This window comes from Helcobacillus sp. ACRRO, assembly GCF_022347125.1.
GTDB lineage: Bacteria > Actinomycetota > Actinomycetes > Actinomycetales > Dermabacteraceae > Helcobacillus > Helcobacillus massiliensis.
This window is the reverse complement of record NZ_JAKRNG010000005.1, coordinates 1-16118: the sequence shown is the minus strand read 5'-3', so window position 1 is coordinate 16118 and position 16118 is coordinate 1. Positions and strand designations below refer to the sequence as shown.

The window sequence follows — 16118 nt, the reverse complement described above, 5'->3', positions numbered from 1 at the left end:
CAGTGCGGCGGGACAGCGAGGGGCCGACGGATCCTCCAGAACCCGTCGGCCCATCGCCATGATCAGGCGTCGCCGCCCGCGTTGCCGGTGCGGCCGGCGTTGACGTTCAGCAGGTCGTACTTCTCCATGGCGTCGCGCACCACGGAGCGCTCGATCTGGCCGTCCTTCGCGAGCATCTGCAGGGCGCGCACCACCATCGACTCAGTGTCGATGTGGAGGTAGCGGCGTGCCGCGGAGCGGGTGTCGGAGAAGCCCCAGCCGTCAGCACCGAGAACGGCGTACTCGCCCGGGATCCACTGACGGATCATGTCCGGCACCAGGTAGTCGTAGTCGCTGGTGGCGATGAACGGACCCTTCGCCCCCTCGAGGCGCTGAGAGATCCACGGGGTGCGCGGCTCGTCCTCCGGGTGGAGGAAGTTGTGCTCCTCCGCCTCCAGGGCCTCCTTGCGCATCTCCGTCCACGAGGTGACGGACCAGACGGTGGCGCGCACGCCCCAGTCCTCCAGCAGCAGCTTCTGCGCCTGCTCAGCCCACGGCACCGACACACCGGACGCCATCAGCTGCACCTCGGGGCCGTCGCCCTCCGGCGCGGGCTGGATGACGTACATGCCCTTCAGCAGACCGTCGACATCGAGGTCCTCCGGCTCCGCCGGGTGCACGATCGGCTCGTTGTACACGGTGAGGTAGTAGAAGACGTTCTGCTCCCGCTCCTCGTTCTCGCCGTACATCCGCTGCAGGCCGTCGCGGATGATGTGGCCGATCTCGTAGCCGTACGCGGGGTCGTAGATGACCGCACCGGGGTTCGTGTTCGCGAGGATCGGGGAGTGGCCGTCCATGTGCTGCAGGCCTTCACCGGCGAGGGTGGTCTTGCCGGCGGTGGCGCCGATGACGAAGCCCTTCGCCATCTGGTCGCCGGCGGCCCAGAAGAAGTCACCGGTGCGCTGGAATCCGAACATCGAGTAGAAGATGTAGAAGGGAACCAGCGGCACTTCATGGGTCGAGTACGCCGTTCCTGCCGCGGTGAACGCGGAGGTGGAGGAGATCTCGTTGATGCCCATGTGCTTGATCTGGCCGGTCTCGGACTCCTTGTAGGCGAGGAGCAGGTCACGGTCCACGGACAGGTAGTTCTGGCCGCGCGGGTTGTAGATCTTCGCGGTGGGGAACATGGAGTCCATACCGAACGTGCGGGCCTCATCGGGGATGATCGGCACCCAGTACTTGCCGGTCTCCTTGTCGCGCATGAGGTCGCGCAGCAGGCGTACGAGAGCCATCGTGGTGGCGATCTCCTGCTTGCCGGAGCCGCGACGGGCCACATCGAAGGTCTTCATCTCCGGCACCTGGAACAGGGCCTTCTTATGACGGTTGTCGGGGATGACGCCGCCGAGCTCCTTGCGCCGGTCATGCATGTACTGCATGGCGTCGCTGTCCGGGTCCGGGGTGTAGTACGGCGAGCCGTACAGGTTCGGATCGATCTCCTTGTCGGTGATCGGGATGTGCAGGGTGTCGCGCAGCTGCTTGAGGTCCTCCAGAGTGAACTTCTTCATCTGGTGGGTGGCGTTGCGGCCCGCGAAGTTGGAGCCGAGCACGTACCCCTTGACCGTGTGCGCGAGGATGACGGTGGGCTTGCCTTTGGTCTCCATCGCGGCCTTGAACGCGGCGTAGATCTTCTTCGGGTCGTGGCCGCCGCGCTTGAGCCCCCACCAGATGTCGTCATCGCTGAGATCCTCGACCAGGGCCTTCGTGCGCGGGTCGCGGCCGAAGAAGTTGTCGCGGATGAAACCGCCGGATTCGGCGCGGTAGGTCTGGAAGTCACCGTCGGGCGTGGTGTTCATGAGGTCCACCAGGGCGCCGTCGGCGTCCTTGGCGAACAGATCGTCCCAGCCGCCGCCCCAGACGAGCTTGATGACGTTCCAGCCGGCACCGCGGAACTGTGCCTCCAGTTCCTGGATGATCTTGCCGTTGCCGCGGACGGGGCCGTCGAGGCGCTGCAGGTTGCAGTTCACCACGAAGGTCAGGTTGTCGAGCATCTCGTTGGCGGCGATGTGCAGAGCGCCGCGGGACTCGACCTCGTCCATCTCACCGTCGCCGAGGAACGCCCACACGTGCTGATCGGACGTGTCCTTCAGGCCGCGGCTGTGCAGGTACTTGTTGATCGAGGCCTGCTCAATCGCGTTGACGGGGCCGATGCCCATCGACACGGTCGGGAACTGCCAGAACTCCGGCATGGCACGCGGGTGCGGGTAGGACGGCATGCCGTGGGGGTGGGACTTCTCCTGCCGGAAGCCGTTGAGGTCGTCCTCGCTGAGGCGGCCCATCAGGAAGGCTCGGGAGTAGATGCCGGGGGAGGCGTGGCCCTGGAAGAAGACCTGATCGCCGCCGCCGGGGTGCTGCCGCCCGCGGAAGAAGTGGTTGAAGCCCACTTCGTACATCGTGGAGATCGAGGCGAAGCTGGAGAGGTGACCGCCCACCCCGATCTCGGGACGCTGCGCACGGTGTACGACCATCGCGGCGTTCCAGCGGACGGCGCGGCGGATCTCCTTCTCGATGGCGAGGTCGCCCGGGTATTCGGGCTCGTCGTCGACGGAGATGGTGTTGACGTAGTCCGTGTTCTCCACGGAGGGGACGTCGATGTTGTTCTTGCGCGCGTGCGTGATCAGATTCTGAACGACATGCGATGCGCGCTCATCGCCGCGGGCCCTGCGGACCGCGTCGAGGGAGTCGAGCCATTCGCGGGTCTCCTCGGGGTCGGAGTCATTGGCGTAGCTCGGCAGGCCGATGCCCTGACGACCGGTGATGTCGTTCGAATTCACGCTGTCCTTCTTCCTTGCGGGGGTGGCGCGCGTGCTGGAGCTCTGGGCTGTGCGCACGCGTCGGTCAGTCGACCGCAGACGCCCCCAGCCTACGCTGTCCCGCGCAGGTGGGCGCAGAGGAAGGCCCCCGCGGTGGGGCCCGGGGAGACTCAAGTGACATGGGCGGGGTGCTCCGTTAGAATCGCGATCACGTCCGTATGAGTCGGGCGTCACTCCGGGACCCGTCGGCCGACGGGTTCACTCAACTGTGAAGAGGAGATTGTTCTTGTCACCGTCTGCCGAGGCCGACAACCGCAAACAGCTCGCTGATGCGCTCGGCTTCACCCATGACCAGCTCATCCAGGAGTTCGGATACGACGACGATGTCGACTTCGACCTCCGGGACACGATCGAGGACATCATCGGCTCCGATCTGGAGGACGAGGATTCGCAGGAGATCGTGGACCACGTGATCATCTGGTTCCGCAAGTCCGACGGTGACCTTGTGGACATTCTTCAGGACGCCATCAGCTCCCTCGATGCCGGTGGCGACGTCTGGGTCCTCACCGTGAAGGCCGGGCGCGACGAGCACGTCAACCCCGCCACGATCATGGAGTCCGCGGACCTCGCCGGTCTGCGGTCGATGAACACGATCACGGTGGCTGAGGACTGGACGGCGACCCGCCTCGCCAGCCGTTCCTGATCCTCGGCGCGGCTGTTGCAGCCGTTCCGCCCGGCTCCCCGATTCCGGTCGGGTTTGCGCCGGGGAACCCCGCGTGGCAGGATCACTGCCCGTGCGGGCCATTAGCTCAGTTGGTTAGAGCGCCATGTTTACACCGTGGATGTCGGGGGTTCGAATCCCTCATGGCCCACCATTGACTGCTGTGCCGCTCTCCGACGATCCGTCTGCGCATGAGGGGCTTTCTGCGAGCACATCCCCGACTGTGCAGAACAGTCGAACAGCGGGGAGTCGGCTCAGGCAGCGGCCGCAGTTCAGTGGCCGGCTCCCATCCCGACACTGACCGCGTCGCGAAAGGCCCCCGCATCGTGAACCCACCGCTTCGTTCCCTCGCCTCCCGGCGCCTCATCCTCACCGGCACGCTTGCCGCCGGAACCTCCGCCGTTCTCGCCGCCTGCTCCGACAGCGACGACGCGACGCAGAAGAAGGCCACCAAGGGCGGCAAGGGCACCGGTACCCGCTTCGCCGCCACCGCTGCGGCGAACACCGTCGTCGATCCGGCGGACGATGCCGCAGCCGCCGCGGCGGTCAGCGCTGCCGTGGTGGAGACCGCCGAACACGTCGCCGTCGCCGACCCGGGCTCCGCCGACGCCCTGTCGACGATCGCTGACCTCGCCGCGAAGGCCCGTATCCCACTGCTGCTCGGCACCGGCGCCGCGACCGCCGACGAACTCACACGCCTCAAGACCACCACCGTGATCCACCCGAAGGGCCTGGACATCACCGGCCTGGGGGAGAAGCTGAAGTCGGTCGAGCTCGACCTCGCCGCAGACCCGGCGACGGACATGCCGACGACGACCGTCGGCCAGAAGGCGGCGCCGCTGCTCCTGCTCGTGGACCCCACGGAGAAGGAGACACCGGGCCGCACAGCGGCGGTCGCCACCGTGCGCGCAGCCGGCGGCACCGTTGCTGAGGTCCCCGGCAGCGACCCCCGCGCCACCGGCGACACGATCCAAGCGGTGAAACCCCATGCCCAGAAGGACCCGTCGGCCGGGGTCATCGCCCTCGGCGCTGCATTCGGTGACGCCGCAACGCTCACCGAGCGCGTTACCGCCACCGCCGACGTCCCCGAGCTGCCCGGCGGCGGACAGGTCGTCTTCCCGCACCGCCGCATGATCGCCCCCTACGGCTCACCCGGCACACCATCGCTCGGCGTGCTCGGTGAGGGGACCGTCGACGAAGCCATCGCGCTGGCGAAGCAGTACGCGAAGGACTATCAGCCGCACAGCGACGTCCCCGTGCAGCCGGCGTTCGAGATCATCACCACGATCGCCTCGTCCGCCGCGGGGGCCGACGGGGACTACTCCGCCGAAATCGACCCCGAAACCATCAGGCCCTGGGTCGAGGCGGCCGGCAAAGAGGGGATCTATGTGGTCCTGGACCTGCAGCCCGGGCGTACTGACTTCCTCACCCAGGCGAAGCTGTACGAAGACCTTTTGAAGCACCCCCACGTGGGCCTCGCGCTCGACCCGGAATGGCGGCTCAAGCCCGACCAGAAGCACATGCGGCAGATCGGATCCGTTGAAGCCGCCGAGATCAACACCGTCATCACCTGGCTCGCCGACCTCGTGAAGTCGAACCGGCTGCCGCAGAAGGTGCTGATCCTCCACCAGTTCCAGCTCGCCATGATCCGCAGCCGTCAGGACGTCGACACCTCCCGAGAGGAGCTCGCCATCACTCTGCACGCCGACGGGCACGGTGTGCGCAGCGAGAAGATGGCCACCTGGGATGCTCTCCGCACCGACCTTCCTGAGGGCATCTGGATGGCGTGGAAGAACTTCATCGACGAGGACAAGCCCATGTTCACCCCCGAGGAGACCTACGCCATCGAACCGCGGCCCTGGTTCGTCTCCTACCAGTGAGTCCCCGAGCACGATGAGGGGCGGCACCCGCAGATCTGCAGATGCCGCCCCTGTTCTGTTCACCCGATCAGCAGACCGGTCCGGTGGTCAGCCCTTCCCGTTGCCCTTGCCGGGCTTCGCGGGCTTCTTGCCCTTGCCCGGGTTCTGCTTCTCGCCGGGGCGATCGATGGTGAACGAGCCGGACTCCCAGGTCTCCCAATGCGCCGGGTTCTTCGGATCACCCATCGGCTTGAGCACCTTCAGCTCCATGACGTAGTCACCGCTTGGGACCGTGCGGCTCTTGTTGTTGCCGTTGTTGCCCTGCACCTCGCCGGTCCAATCGGCGATGAAGTAGTCCGCGGACTTCGTGACGTGCTGGTCCTCCCACGCCGTGTTGAACTTCGGGTGGACCGGTGCGCCCTTGGAGCCGTCGGCGTTGGCCGTGAAGATCTCCAGCTTCGCGGTCTCGGCCGGCAGGTTCAGCCGGTAGATGATGTACGGGCGGTCATCGCCCTGCATCGTGTAGGTCGGGTGCTTCCCGGCGATGTCCACCGAGTCGCCCTTCGCCTTACCGAGCACCGGCAGACCCATGCCGCCGTCCACCAGCAGCGGCAGCGCCTGGTAGTCACCGGACATACCCGCGAACGGCACCGTGTGCTCCTCCATCGGGTCCGTCACCGTGATCCAGCCGCCGTGGATGATGCCGTTCTGGCCGAAGTCCTCGGAGAAGGTGACATCGACCGTTTCGGAGCCGCCCGCGGGCACCGTCACCGTGTCCTTGGAGAAGGTGACGTCCGCCTTCGCCTCCATGAACGTCGGGTCGTGGGTCTCCTCGCCGCCGGTGGCGACGCTGTAGCGGACCCCCAGGTCGTAGGTGACGGGCTTGTCCGAGGTGTTGCGGATCGTGATCGTCTTCGTGACCGGGCCCTGCTCGCCCTCACCCAGAGCAAGATGCGAATGGCCGCGATCGGTCGTGATCAGTGTGGAGGTCTTCACCGCCTCCGGGACGTTGACGATGCCGCCGCCCTGGTGGTGCACCGGGGCGTTCAGGCCGGCGTTCGGCTTCAGGCCGAAGTCGAGCTGGTCAGCCGTGTTCTGCAGGCGGATGCGAATCTCATCGGTGGTGAGGTCAGGGTTGTCCTGCAGCATCTGCGCGACCACACCGGCCACGTGCGGGGTCGCCATCGAGGTGCCGGACATGGCGCCCTCGCCGCCCTGCTCCACCGGGATGGTGGACCAGATGGCCCCGCCTGGTGCGGACACCGTCGGCTTGAGGTCGAGGTCCGCGGTCAGGCCGTAGCTGGAGAAGTCCGACATGTAGCCGCCGGTCTCGTTCTCCGTGGCGACCGTGCCGTCCTGCCAGGTGAAGGTGGCGCCGCCGTCGGCGATGTCCTTCTGCAGGGCGAGCCCGTCGGCCTGCGTGATGGTGACGGTGGGGATGCCGATCTTCGGGTCACCGTCGAGGGAAGCGTTGATGGTGCCGGCGGTGTTGTTGTAGATGATGACGGCCTTGTAGCCGGCCTTCTCAGCGTTGACGGCCTTCTCGTGGAAGCTGCACTCGCCGCGCTTGATCAGCAGGGCCTGCTCACCGGTCGCCTTCGGCAGGTCGGTGCCGTTGCAGGCCAGCGCGTTCTTGTCATCATCGGCACCGGCGGCGACGAGCTCCATCGTGCCGGAGGTCGGCGGCTGCGGGGCCGGGCTGCCGGGAGCGTAGGCGATCTCGGCGCCGGCCTCAGTGGTGAAGAACGGGCTGCGGTAGTGGGTGTTGTCCACGGAGCCCACGGAGATGACCTCGTCCGCGGTGCCCGGGGAACCACCGGTGAAGGTTCCATAAGCGCCGTCGTTGCCCATCGCGACGATCATGGAGATGCCCTCGCGGTGCATGGCGTCGGCCGCCTGCGCAGTCGGGTAGTCCTTCCACGTCATGAGGCCCGAGCCGAGCGACATGTTCACCACGTCCATGCCGTCCTGCGCAGCACGGTCCATCGCGGCGAGGATGACATCGGTGGAGGCGCTGCCGTTGGTTCCGAAGATGCGGTACGCGTACAGGTCCGCCTCGGGGGCGACGCCCTGGACGTCGCCGTCGCCGCCGATGATGCCGGCCACGTGGGTGCCGTGACCACCGGTGTCATCGGGGAACTCATCCGGAGTGGGAGTGGGGCTGCCGTCCCTGCCGGAGGCGTCGTAGTCGTCGCCGACGAAGTCGTAGCCGCCCACCACGCGCTTGTTGGGGAAGTCGGCCTTCTCGTTGTTGGTGCCGGAGCCGCCGAGGGACGGGTTGTTGTAGTCGATGCCGGAGTCGATGACGCCGACCTTCACACCCTTGCCGGTGAGGCCCATGTCGTTGCGGGCGATGTCCGCACCGGTCATCTTCTGCGCGAACTCGTTCTGCGGCTCGGCATTGTCGACCGGCTCGGGGCGCTCCACCTCGTACACCGGGTAGACGGCGACGACGCCGTCAGCGGCGCGCAGCTTCTCCACCTCGGAGTCATCCACGGTGACCGACATGCCGTTCCACACGTCGGAGTACTCACGGTCCACCTTCATGGTGACGCCCTGGCCCTTCGCACCGGCCTTGGCGCGCTGCTGGGCGCTCTTGATGGCGGACCTGCTGCCGCCGTGGGCGATGGCCTTGCCCTCGGTCTGCACGAGGTAGCGGTTGTGGACGCGCACACGCTCCAGCTTGAGGCCGTCCGGGGAGATCGTCGCGACCGCGCCGCCGAGGTCGGAGGCGGAGCCGATGACGGTGACGTCACCGGTGGCGGTGGAGGCGGGGAGGCCGAGGCTCATGGACAGGGCGGCTGCGGCGGCTCCGGCACCGACGGTGCGGGCACGGTGGGATGAGGGGCGGCGTTCAGCCATGGGGGATTCTCCTTAGAGGGGGGAAAGGGCACCCGAAGGTGAGGCTCATTACAGCATGTGACCTGCGTTGCCCTCCAAGGCTTTGTCTGCTCTTTGCCGAAATGTGACCGCATCGGCATCACTGCAGGTGAGGGAGGTGCCTGGTCGAAGCCGGGCACCTGGACTGAGCGCGCGTCCACCGTGTGCCGCCGCTATCCTGCCGGGATGACGACGGAGGACAGGGCGCAGATGGCGCAGGGCATCGCGCTGATCCTGCTCGCCGCCGCCGTTCTCCAGTTCGGCGCATCGCTCGCCACCGCGGTGATGCCCGTGTTCGGCCTCGCCGCCCTCGTGCTCGTCCGCTACACGATGATGGCGGCCAGCCACACCGCCCTGTCCGTTCGCCTCGTTCCTCGCATCACCGACCGCCGCCAGCTGTGGTGGGGCGTCCTCCTCGCCGTGCCCCTGCTCGCGATGAACGTCTCCATCTACCTGGCATTCGCCCGGATCGGCGTCGGGATGGCGGTGTCCATCGAAATGCTGGGCCCGATCCTGCTGGGGGCGATCTCCTCCCCGCACCGCCGTGGATGGGCGTACGCTGCGCTCGGCCTCGTCGGCATGCTGCTGCTGACCGGCCCCACCCTGTCCACTGATGCGCTCGGCATCGCCTTCGCCGCGATCGCCGGGCTGAGCTGGGCGTTCTACCTGCTGGCGAACCGGGCGGCGGGGCGGCGCCTGCCGGGCCTGGTCCCGTCGGCCATGGCATCGCTCACCGGCCTGGTGGTCCTCATCCCGATCGCGCTGGTGCTCGGCACCGCTCAGCCGCTCACCTGGCCGGTGCTGCTGATCGGGCTCGCCGCCGGCGTCCTCTCCTCAGCGCTGCCGTACGCGCTGGACGTGCTGGCGATGCGGCGCGTGCCGATGCACGTTGCATCGACACTGCAGAGCAGCCATCCCATCGCCGCGGTGCTGTTCGGGGCGATCGTACTGGGGGAGCGCCTCACCCCTGTGGAGCTGGTCGGCGTGGCGCTGATCTGCACCGCGACCACACTGGTGGTCCGCTCGGCGCGCCGTCAGCCCAGGGCGTGCAGCACGCAGAGTCAAACGCGGGTGAGCAGCGAGGACTCGGAAGCGGGGGAGCGGGCCGACGGGTCCTGACCGAGCCCACCTGCGCACTCGTATGATGAGGGAAGGCACCACCCGGCTGAGGAGAGGACACGGAGACCGCATGCGCGACTGGGACATCGAATCGATCCGAGCGGATTTCCCGATCCTGACGCGCACCACAGCGGACGGTCAGCCCATCGTCTACCTCGACTCCGGCGCCACCTCCCAGCGGCCCCGCCAGGTCATCGACGCCGAAGTCGACTTCCTCACCGGCCACAACGCCGCCGTCAAGCGCGGCGCCCACCAGCTCGCGGAGGACGCCACCGACCGGTACGAGTCGGCCCGCGAGACGATCGCGCGCTTCGTCGGCTGCCGGGACGAGCGGGAACTGATCTTCACCAAGAACGCCACCGAGGCGCTCAACATCGTGGCCTACTCCCTGTCCAACGGGGACGCCTCCACCCCCGACCACCTGCGGGTCAAGGAAGGCGACGAGATCCTTGTGACCGAAATGGAGCACCACGCGAACCTGGTGCCCTGGCAGGAGCTCGTCCGCCGCACCGGCGCGACCCTGCGCTGGATCCCCCTCGCGGACGACTTCACCCTCGACCTCACCGACCTCGACACCCTCCTCACCGAGCGGACGAAGGTGGTCGCCTTCACTCACCAGTCCAACGTCACCGGCACGATCAACCCGGTGGCCCGTCTGGTCGAGGCCGCGAAGGACGTGGGAGCGCTGACTGTTCTCGACGCCTGCCAGTCGGTGCCGCACATGCCGGTCGATGTCCAGGACCTCGGGGTCGACTTCGCCGCCTTCAGCGGCCATAAGATGCTCGGACCCACCGGCATCGGTGCTCTCTGGGGGCGCTTCGAGCTGCTCGCTGAGATGCCGCCGGTGATGCTCGGCGGCTCCATGATCGAGGTCGTCACCATGGAGCAGACGACCTTCGCCGAGCCCCCGGCGCGGTTCGAAGCCGGCACCCCGATGATCTCACAGGCCATCGGCCTCGCCGCCGCTGTCGACTACCTCAGCGACCTCGGCATGGACCGCATCGCCGAACACGAACGGCAGCTCACTCAGCGCGCGGTGCGCGGCCTCGAGGCGATCGACGGTGTCCGCGTCATCGGCCCTTCTTCCGATGCCCCCGGCCGCGCCGGCGCCGTCGCGTTCGCCGTGGACGGCCGCCACCCGCACGACATCGGCCAGGTGCTCGACTCCCAGGGCGTCCTCGTGCGCGTGGGCCACCACTGCGCCTGGCCCCTTCACCGCCGCTACGGCCTACCCAGCACCAGCCGCGCCAGCTTCAGCGTCCACACCACCGAGGCGGAGGTCGACGCCCTGCTCGACTCCGTCCGCACCGCCATCGACTTCTTCGCGAGGTTCCAGTGACCAGCCCTCTCACCGCGCTCTACTCGGAGCTCATCTTCGACCACGACAAGCACCCGCAGAACGCGGGTCTGCGCGACCCGTTCGACGCCGAAGTGCACCACGTCAACCCCACCTGCGGTGACGAGATCACGCTGCGGATCCGCCTCTCCGAGGACGGGCGGCGCGTGGAGGACCTGCCGTACGAGGCGCAGGGCTGCGCGATGAGCCGCGCCTCCGCCTCCATCATGACCGACCTGTTCATCGGGCGCACCCGCGAGGAGATCGAGGAGATCAGTGCCCACATGGACGAGGCGATGCACTCCCGCGGCAGGATCGCCGGCGATGAGGACGTGCTCGGCGACGGTGTCGCCCTCACCGGCGCCTCCAAGTTCCCCGGCCGCGTCAAATGCGTCCTCATGGCGTGGAAGGCGTACCAGGCTGCGCTCGCCGATGCTCTCACCGCCCGAAAGGACACCGAGAATGACCACTGAGACCGCTCCCGACCCCGCTGAGGGAACCTTCGGGCACAACCCCATCGGCCTCACCCTCGGCGCCGTCCAGGACGTCCTCGAGGACGCCTACCCGCTCGACTGGGCGGAGGACTGGGACCGGGTGGGCCTCGTCGCGGGCGTCCGGGACGAACCGGTCCGACGGGTGCTGCTGACCGTGGACCCCACCCTCGCAGTGGTCCGCGAAGCGCGCGAGATCGGCGCAGACCTGATCATCGCGCACCATCCGCTGCTGCTGAAGCCCGTCAGCTTCCTGCCGGCGCACACCGGCAAGGGAGCGGTCCTCACCGACCTGATCCGATCGCGCATCGGCCTGTGGTGCGGTCACACGAACGTGGACCGGTCCATCCGCGGCACCGTCGGCGGGTGGCTGCGCGTTCTGGACCTCGAGGACCCGCAGCCGCTCGCCGCGTCCGGCGCGGACTCCGCACGGGAGGACCTGTTCGGCCTGGGCGCCGTCGGCGCGCTGCGTGAGCCCACAACGGTGCGCGAGCTCGCTGAGAACATCGCCGCCCGCGTCCCCGCGACCGCGCAGGGCATCCGCTTCACCGGTGACGGGGACCGGCCGGTGCGGCGTGTCGCGGTATGCCCCGGCTCCGGCGACTCATTCCTCCCTGACGCGACCGCCGCCGGTGTCGACGTCTACGTCACCAGCGACCTGCGCCACCACCCCGCCTCCGAGCACCTCGAATCCGCGGCGGATGAGACAGCGGTGCCCGCGCTCATCGACGTTGCCCATTCGGCCAGCGAATCCCTCTGGCTGCCCCTGGCGAAGGAGCTGCTCGCTGAACGCCTGCCCGATCTCGAGGTGCGCATCAGTTCCGTCAGCACCGACCCGTTCACCGGCCGCGTCGGCTGAGGGGCCGGGCGCGTTCGGGCTAGGCGCCGCCCACGCGCTCGAAACGGTCTACGATCACGAGCTTCGAGCCGTCCAGCTCCACGCCGAGACGGTCACCGAACGCTGAGCGCAGCTGATCCACGACCTCGTCGGCCGAAGTTGCGGGGGAGTCCGCCCGCATGAGCTCCCGCGCCACCAGACCCCGATAGTGCTTCGCATCGTGGGAGACCACGGTGCGCTTCCCGTCCCGCTCCTGCACCGGCGACACGTCCAGGGCGTCCTTCACCGGCATCATCGACCGGTACGCGCCGCTGCGACCATCCACCACGAGATGCCCAGCGAGCTCCTTTGCGATGGGGGCAAGCTTCGGCTTCCACCAGGTGCCCACCTTGCCGAGGCGCTTGACGGAGGACCCGGCGCTGAGCCGATAGGCGGGGATGCGATCCGCTGCCGCATCCACGACACCGAACAGAGCGGATGCGATGAGCACCTGCACGTCCTCATGCGTGGGGCGGGCATCACCGAGGGCGTCGAACAGGACCCCGGAGTACACCTCGAGGGCGGGCCCGGCGGGCTCGGCATCGATCCGGGTCATCCGCTCCTGCAGCTCCGGCGCCGACGCCGGGACCCCGAGCATGCCGGCCCCGTCGGCCGCCTTCGCGGTCGCGACTGCGGCGCGCATCATGGTGGCGCGTGCCTGCCCGAGCTGCGGGCGGGTCAGGGTGTCGAGCTCCACCGCGGCCTCGCGCGGCGCGGGTGCGGTCTTGGTCTCCGACGGGGGCAGGAGGATGATCACGGTTCTTCCTTGTCTAGTAGGGTGGGCGGCGGACCAGTCAGCCGGACAGTCGCGCGCCTTCGGGCTCGAGGAAAGTCCGGGCTCCTCCTGGCAGGGTGGTGGGTAACGCCCACCCGGAGCGATCCGCGGGACAGTGCCACAGAGAGCAGACCACCAGCGCAAGCTGGCCAGGGTGAAAGGGTGGTGTAAGAGACCACCGCGCAGCCGGTGACGGATGCGGCACGGCAAACCCCACTCGGAGCAAGGTCAGACAGGAAGCGCATCGGCCGCCAGGGTCGGCTTCCGGGTAGACCGCTGGAGGCCGTCGGCAACGGCGGTCCTAGACAGATGACTGTCGATCACAGAACCCGGCTTACAGGCTGACTGGTCCCTCTCTTGGTCAGCGTGGTGTCACGCGGACTTCTTCTTGCTCGGCTTTCCGGACTTCTTCTCGGACTTCTTCGCCCTCTTCTCCTGCTTCACAAGGGTCTTCTTCTCCCGCTTCGCGAGGACCGCGGCGCCGATGATGCCCGCCTGATTGCGCAGGTCAGCGCTGACGATCGGGGTCTTCAGATCCAGCAGCGGCAGGAACTTGTCCGCCTCCTTGGAGATGCCGCCGCCCACGATGAACAGGTCCGGGGTGAACAGGAACTCCACCATCGAATAGTACTCCTGCAGGCGGGAAGCCCATTCCTTCCAGCTCAGCTTCTCCTTCTCGAAGATCGAGGACGCAGCGTACGCCTCCGCCTTCTCCCCGTGCAGGGTGAGGTGGCCGAGCTCGGAGTTCGGAACGAGGATGCCGTCGATGAACATGGCGGAGCCGATGCCGGTGCCGAGCGTCGTCATGATGGTCACGCCCGAGGCGCCGCGGCCGGCACCGAACTCCATTTCGGCGATGCCGGCGGCGTCCGCGTCGTTCACCACGAACACGTCATGCCCGGTGCGCTCTGTCAGCAGTGCGTCCACGTCGGTGCCGATCCAGGATTTGTCCACGTTCGAGGCCGTCTGTGCGACGCCCTCGTGGATCACGGCCGGGAAGGTGACGCCGACGGGCATGTCGTCGGAGACGTCGAACTTCCCGATCAGCTCCGCCACCACGTCCGCGACGGCGTCCGGGGTGGACGGCTTCGGGGTGGGGATGCGGACGCGATTGGCGGCGAGGGTGCCCGCATCGAGGTCAACGGGTGCTCCCTTGATGCCGCTGCCGCCGATGTCGATGCCGAAGGCCGGCTTGGTCATGCTGTGCTCTCCAGTGTTCGCAGGTGGATCGGTGTCACTCGGCGACGGTGAGGACTTCGTAGCCGTCCGCCGTGATCAGGAAGGTGTGTTCGAACTGGGCGGTGTACGACTTGTCCTTCGTGGTGATGGTCCAATCGTCCTCCCACTTGTCCCAGTCCTGGGAGCCGAGGGTCACCATCGGCTCCACGGTGAAGATCATATTCTCCTCGATGACGTCGTCGAAGAACGGCGCGGAATCGTAGTGGGGAATGATCAGGCCGTTGTGGAAGCCCTCCGCCACGCCGTGGCCGGTGAAGTCATGCACGGATTCGTAGCCGAAGCGGCTCACGTACTTCTCGATGACGCGGCCCACCACGTTGACCTCGCGGCCCACCTTCGCCGCGCGGATGCCCCGCCACATCGCCTCTTCGGCGCGCTCGATCAGCAGCTGCGCCTCCTCGGCGACCTCACCGATGGCGAAGGTGGCGTTGGTGTCGCCGTGCACACCGTCGATGAACGCGGTGACGTCCACGTTGAGGATGTCGCCCTCCTCCATCACGGTGGAGTCGGGGATGCCGTGGCAGATGACTTCGTTCAGGCTCGTGCAGCAGGACTTCGGGAAGGACAGGTAGCCGAGCGTCGACGGGTACGCGCCGTGGTCCAGCAGCACCTCATGCACCACGCGGTCCACGTGATCGGTGGTGACACCGGGCTCGGCGACTCGCCCGGCTTCCCGCAGGGCGATCGCGGCGATGCGGGAGGCGGTGCGAACCTTCTCGATGATCTCCGGGGTCTGGACGTACGGGCCGCAGTCATCGGACTTCGCTCCGTCCTTGAATGCGTACTCCGGGCGGGTGATGGAGGCGGGAACCTCCAGTAGCGGGGAGATCGTGCCGGGGGTCAGCGGGGCCCGATTGTCAGGGCGGAGCCATCGTTCGTCAGTCATACTGACCAGTGTCTCAGAGAATCACTGGGGCCGACTCAACGGAAGGCTGACCATGACCGAGTTCTTCTACAACCTCACCACGAAGCAGGTCGAAGAGGGCCGCAAGTCCCCCGGGGACGAGCTGATGGGCCCCTACGCCACCGCAGATGAGGCCAAGAACGCCCTCGCGAAGGCGGAAGCGCGCAACCAGGCGTGGGACGCCGAGGACCGCGAATGGGAAGAGGGCTGAGCCCCTCCCGTCTCACTCAGTCGAACGCATGGTCCGCGTCGGGGAAGGTCCCGGCGCGGACTTCGTCTGCGTACTGACCGGCAGCGGCACCGAGCGTCTCGCGCAGCTGCGCGTACTGCTTGACGAACCTGCCGGAGAACCCGGACAGGCCCGCCATGTCCTGCCACACCAGCACCTGCCCGTCGCAGCCGGCGCCGGCGCCGATTCCGATCGTCGGAATCGTCAGCTCGGCACTCACCCGTTCGGCCAGTGCGGCGGGCACCATCTCCAGTACCACTGCGAACGCACCGGCCTTCTGCACAGCACGGGCGTCCGCGAGCAGCCGCTCAGCGGCCTCATCGCCGCGGCCCTGCACCCGGTTGCCGCCGAGCTGGTTCACCGACTGCGGGGTGAACCCGATGTGTCCGCACACCGCGACCCCCGCATCCACGAGCGCACGGATCCGGGAAGCCGAGCGCACGCCGCCCTCCAGCTTCACGGCGTGCGCACCGGCGCGCACAAGGTCGATGCCGGAGGCGACGGCCTGCTGCTCGGACACCTCGTAGGTGCCGAACGCGAGGTCGGCGATCACGAGGGGGCGCGTGACGGAGCGGGCGACTGCGCCGGTGAACAGCTGCATCGCCTCGTGGCTGATGCTGGCGGTGGCTTCGTAGCCGAGCACCACGTTGCCGGCGGAATCGCCCACCAACAGGACGTCCACGCCGGCGTCGTCGAAGATCGCGGCGGTGAGCGCGTCGTAGCTCGTGAGCATGCTGAACTTCCGGCCCTGCTCCTTGAAGTCCTGCAGCGTCAGCGTGCGCACCCGCCGCGGCGAGCGACGCTGCTCCGGGGCGCCTGCGCGGGTCGCACCGCCGGTGCTGCCGGCGCCTTCGGTGGGGCTCGGGGGAGCGGCGTCGACGGACGAGCGGGGGCTGGGG

The 16118-nt window shown here is 67.9% G+C and carries 13 protein-coding genes, 1 tRNA gene and 1 other RNA gene; 9 read left to right on the top strand and 6 right to left on the bottom strand.

Translation table 11 applies throughout. The annotated features are described in order from the left end of the window. Nucleotides 1-62: 62 nt before the first annotated feature. Entirely contained in the window at nt 63-2810 is a 2748-nt protein-coding gene (gene aceE, locus MHY20_RS02785) for a pyruvate dehydrogenase (acetyl-transferring), homodimeric type (protein WP_183374617.1), read from the bottom strand. Between the two features lie 265 nt (nt 2811-3075). On the opposite strand from aceE, the gene MHY20_RS02780 reads away from it, so the two are divergent. The 3 genes from MHY20_RS02780 to MHY20_RS02770 all read left to right on the top strand — a co-directional run bounded on the left by MHY20_RS02780 (nt 3076) and on the right by MHY20_RS02770 (nt 5390). Further along, nucleotides 3076-3492 (top strand): DUF3052 domain-containing protein, encoded by a 417-nt coding sequence (locus MHY20_RS02780; RefSeq protein ID WP_183374615.1) that lies wholly within the window; start codon nt 3076-3078, stop codon nt 3490-3492. A 95-nt stretch (nt 3493-3587) separates the two neighbouring features. Beyond that, nucleotides 3588-3664: transfer RNA gene (locus tag MHY20_RS02775), tRNA-Val, on the top strand. A 172-nt stretch (nt 3665-3836) separates the two neighbouring features. After that, the gene (locus MHY20_RS02770; RefSeq protein WP_239374472.1) at nt 3837-5390 is read left to right on the top strand and encodes a hypothetical protein; all 1554 of its coding nucleotides are present in this window, start codon (nt 3837-3839) and stop codon (nt 5388-5390) included. 87 nt (nt 5391-5477) lie between these two features. On the opposite strand, the gene MHY20_RS11570 is transcribed toward MHY20_RS02770, so the two are convergent. After that, nucleotides 5478-8231 (bottom strand): S8 family serine peptidase, encoded by a 2754-nt coding sequence (locus tag MHY20_RS11570; protein WP_183374609.1) that lies wholly within the window; start codon nt 8229-8231, stop codon nt 5478-5480. Nucleotides 8232-8435: 204 nt separating this feature from the next. Here MHY20_RS11570 and MHY20_RS02750 point away from each other — a divergent pair, with 204 nt between their 5' ends. The 4 genes from MHY20_RS02750 (at nt 8436) to MHY20_RS02735 (ending at nt 12054) form a co-directional block, all read left to right on the top strand. After that, on the top strand, nt 8436-9368 hold the full coding sequence (locus MHY20_RS02750; protein WP_183374607.1) for an EamA family transporter: 933 nt from the start codon (nt 8436-8438) through the stop codon (nt 9366-9368). Between the two features lie 70 nt (nt 9369-9438). Next, complete coding sequence (locus MHY20_RS02745; protein ID WP_239374470.1) at nt 9439-10707, top strand: SufS family cysteine desulfurase; 1269 nt, start codon at nt 9439-9441, stop codon at nt 10705-10707. Beyond that, on the top strand, nt 10704-11177 hold the full coding sequence (gene sufU, locus MHY20_RS02740; RefSeq protein WP_239374468.1) for a Fe-S cluster assembly sulfur transfer protein SufU: 474 nt from the start codon (nt 10704-10706) through the stop codon (nt 11175-11177). The genes MHY20_RS02745 and sufU overlap by 4 nt, the downstream gene beginning before the upstream one ends. Continuing rightward, nucleotides 11167-12054, top strand: a complete 888-nt coding sequence (locus tag MHY20_RS02735; protein ID WP_239374466.1) for a Nif3-like dinuclear metal center hexameric protein — start codon at nt 11167-11169, stop codon at nt 12052-12054. The genes sufU and MHY20_RS02735 overlap by 11 nt, the downstream gene beginning before the upstream one ends. A gap of 19 nt (nt 12055-12073) precedes the next feature. Here MHY20_RS02735 and yaaA read toward each other — a convergent pair whose 3' ends face one another. Continuing rightward, nucleotides 12074-12829 (bottom strand): peroxide stress protein YaaA, encoded by a 756-nt coding sequence (yaaA, locus tag MHY20_RS02730; protein WP_239374464.1) that lies wholly within the window; start codon nt 12827-12829, stop codon nt 12074-12076. A gap of 33 nt (nt 12830-12862) precedes the next feature. On the opposite strand from yaaA, the gene rnpB reads away from it, so the two are divergent. Further along, nucleotides 12863-13200: RNase P RNA component class A (rnpB, locus tag MHY20_RS02725), an RNA gene on the top strand. A 19-nt stretch (nt 13201-13219) separates the two neighbouring features. Here rnpB and MHY20_RS02720 read toward each other — a convergent pair. Beyond that, complete coding sequence (locus MHY20_RS02720; RefSeq protein ID WP_239374462.1) at nt 13220-14047, bottom strand: ROK family protein; 828 nt, start codon at nt 14045-14047, stop codon at nt 13220-13222. A gap of 34 nt (nt 14048-14081) precedes the next feature. Next, a complete protein-coding gene (gene map / locus MHY20_RS02715; RefSeq protein ID WP_239374460.1) occupies nt 14082-14972 on the bottom strand; it encodes a type I methionyl aminopeptidase in 891 nt (296 codons plus the stop codon). Nucleotides 14973-15024: 52 nt separating this feature from the next. Here map and MHY20_RS02710 point away from each other — a divergent pair, with 52 nt between their 5' ends. Continuing rightward, nucleotides 15025-15201 (top strand): SPOR domain-containing protein, encoded by a 177-nt coding sequence (locus tag MHY20_RS02710; RefSeq protein ID WP_183374587.1) that lies wholly within the window; start codon nt 15025-15027, stop codon nt 15199-15201. Between the two features lie 16 nt (nt 15202-15217). Here MHY20_RS02710 and panB read toward each other — a convergent pair whose 3' ends face one another. Beyond that, on the bottom strand, nt 15218-16003 hold the full coding sequence (gene panB, locus MHY20_RS02705) for a 3-methyl-2-oxobutanoate hydroxymethyltransferase (RefSeq protein WP_239374731.1): 786 nt from the start codon (nt 16001-16003) through the stop codon (nt 15218-15220). Nucleotides 16004-16118 lie beyond the last annotated feature (115 nt).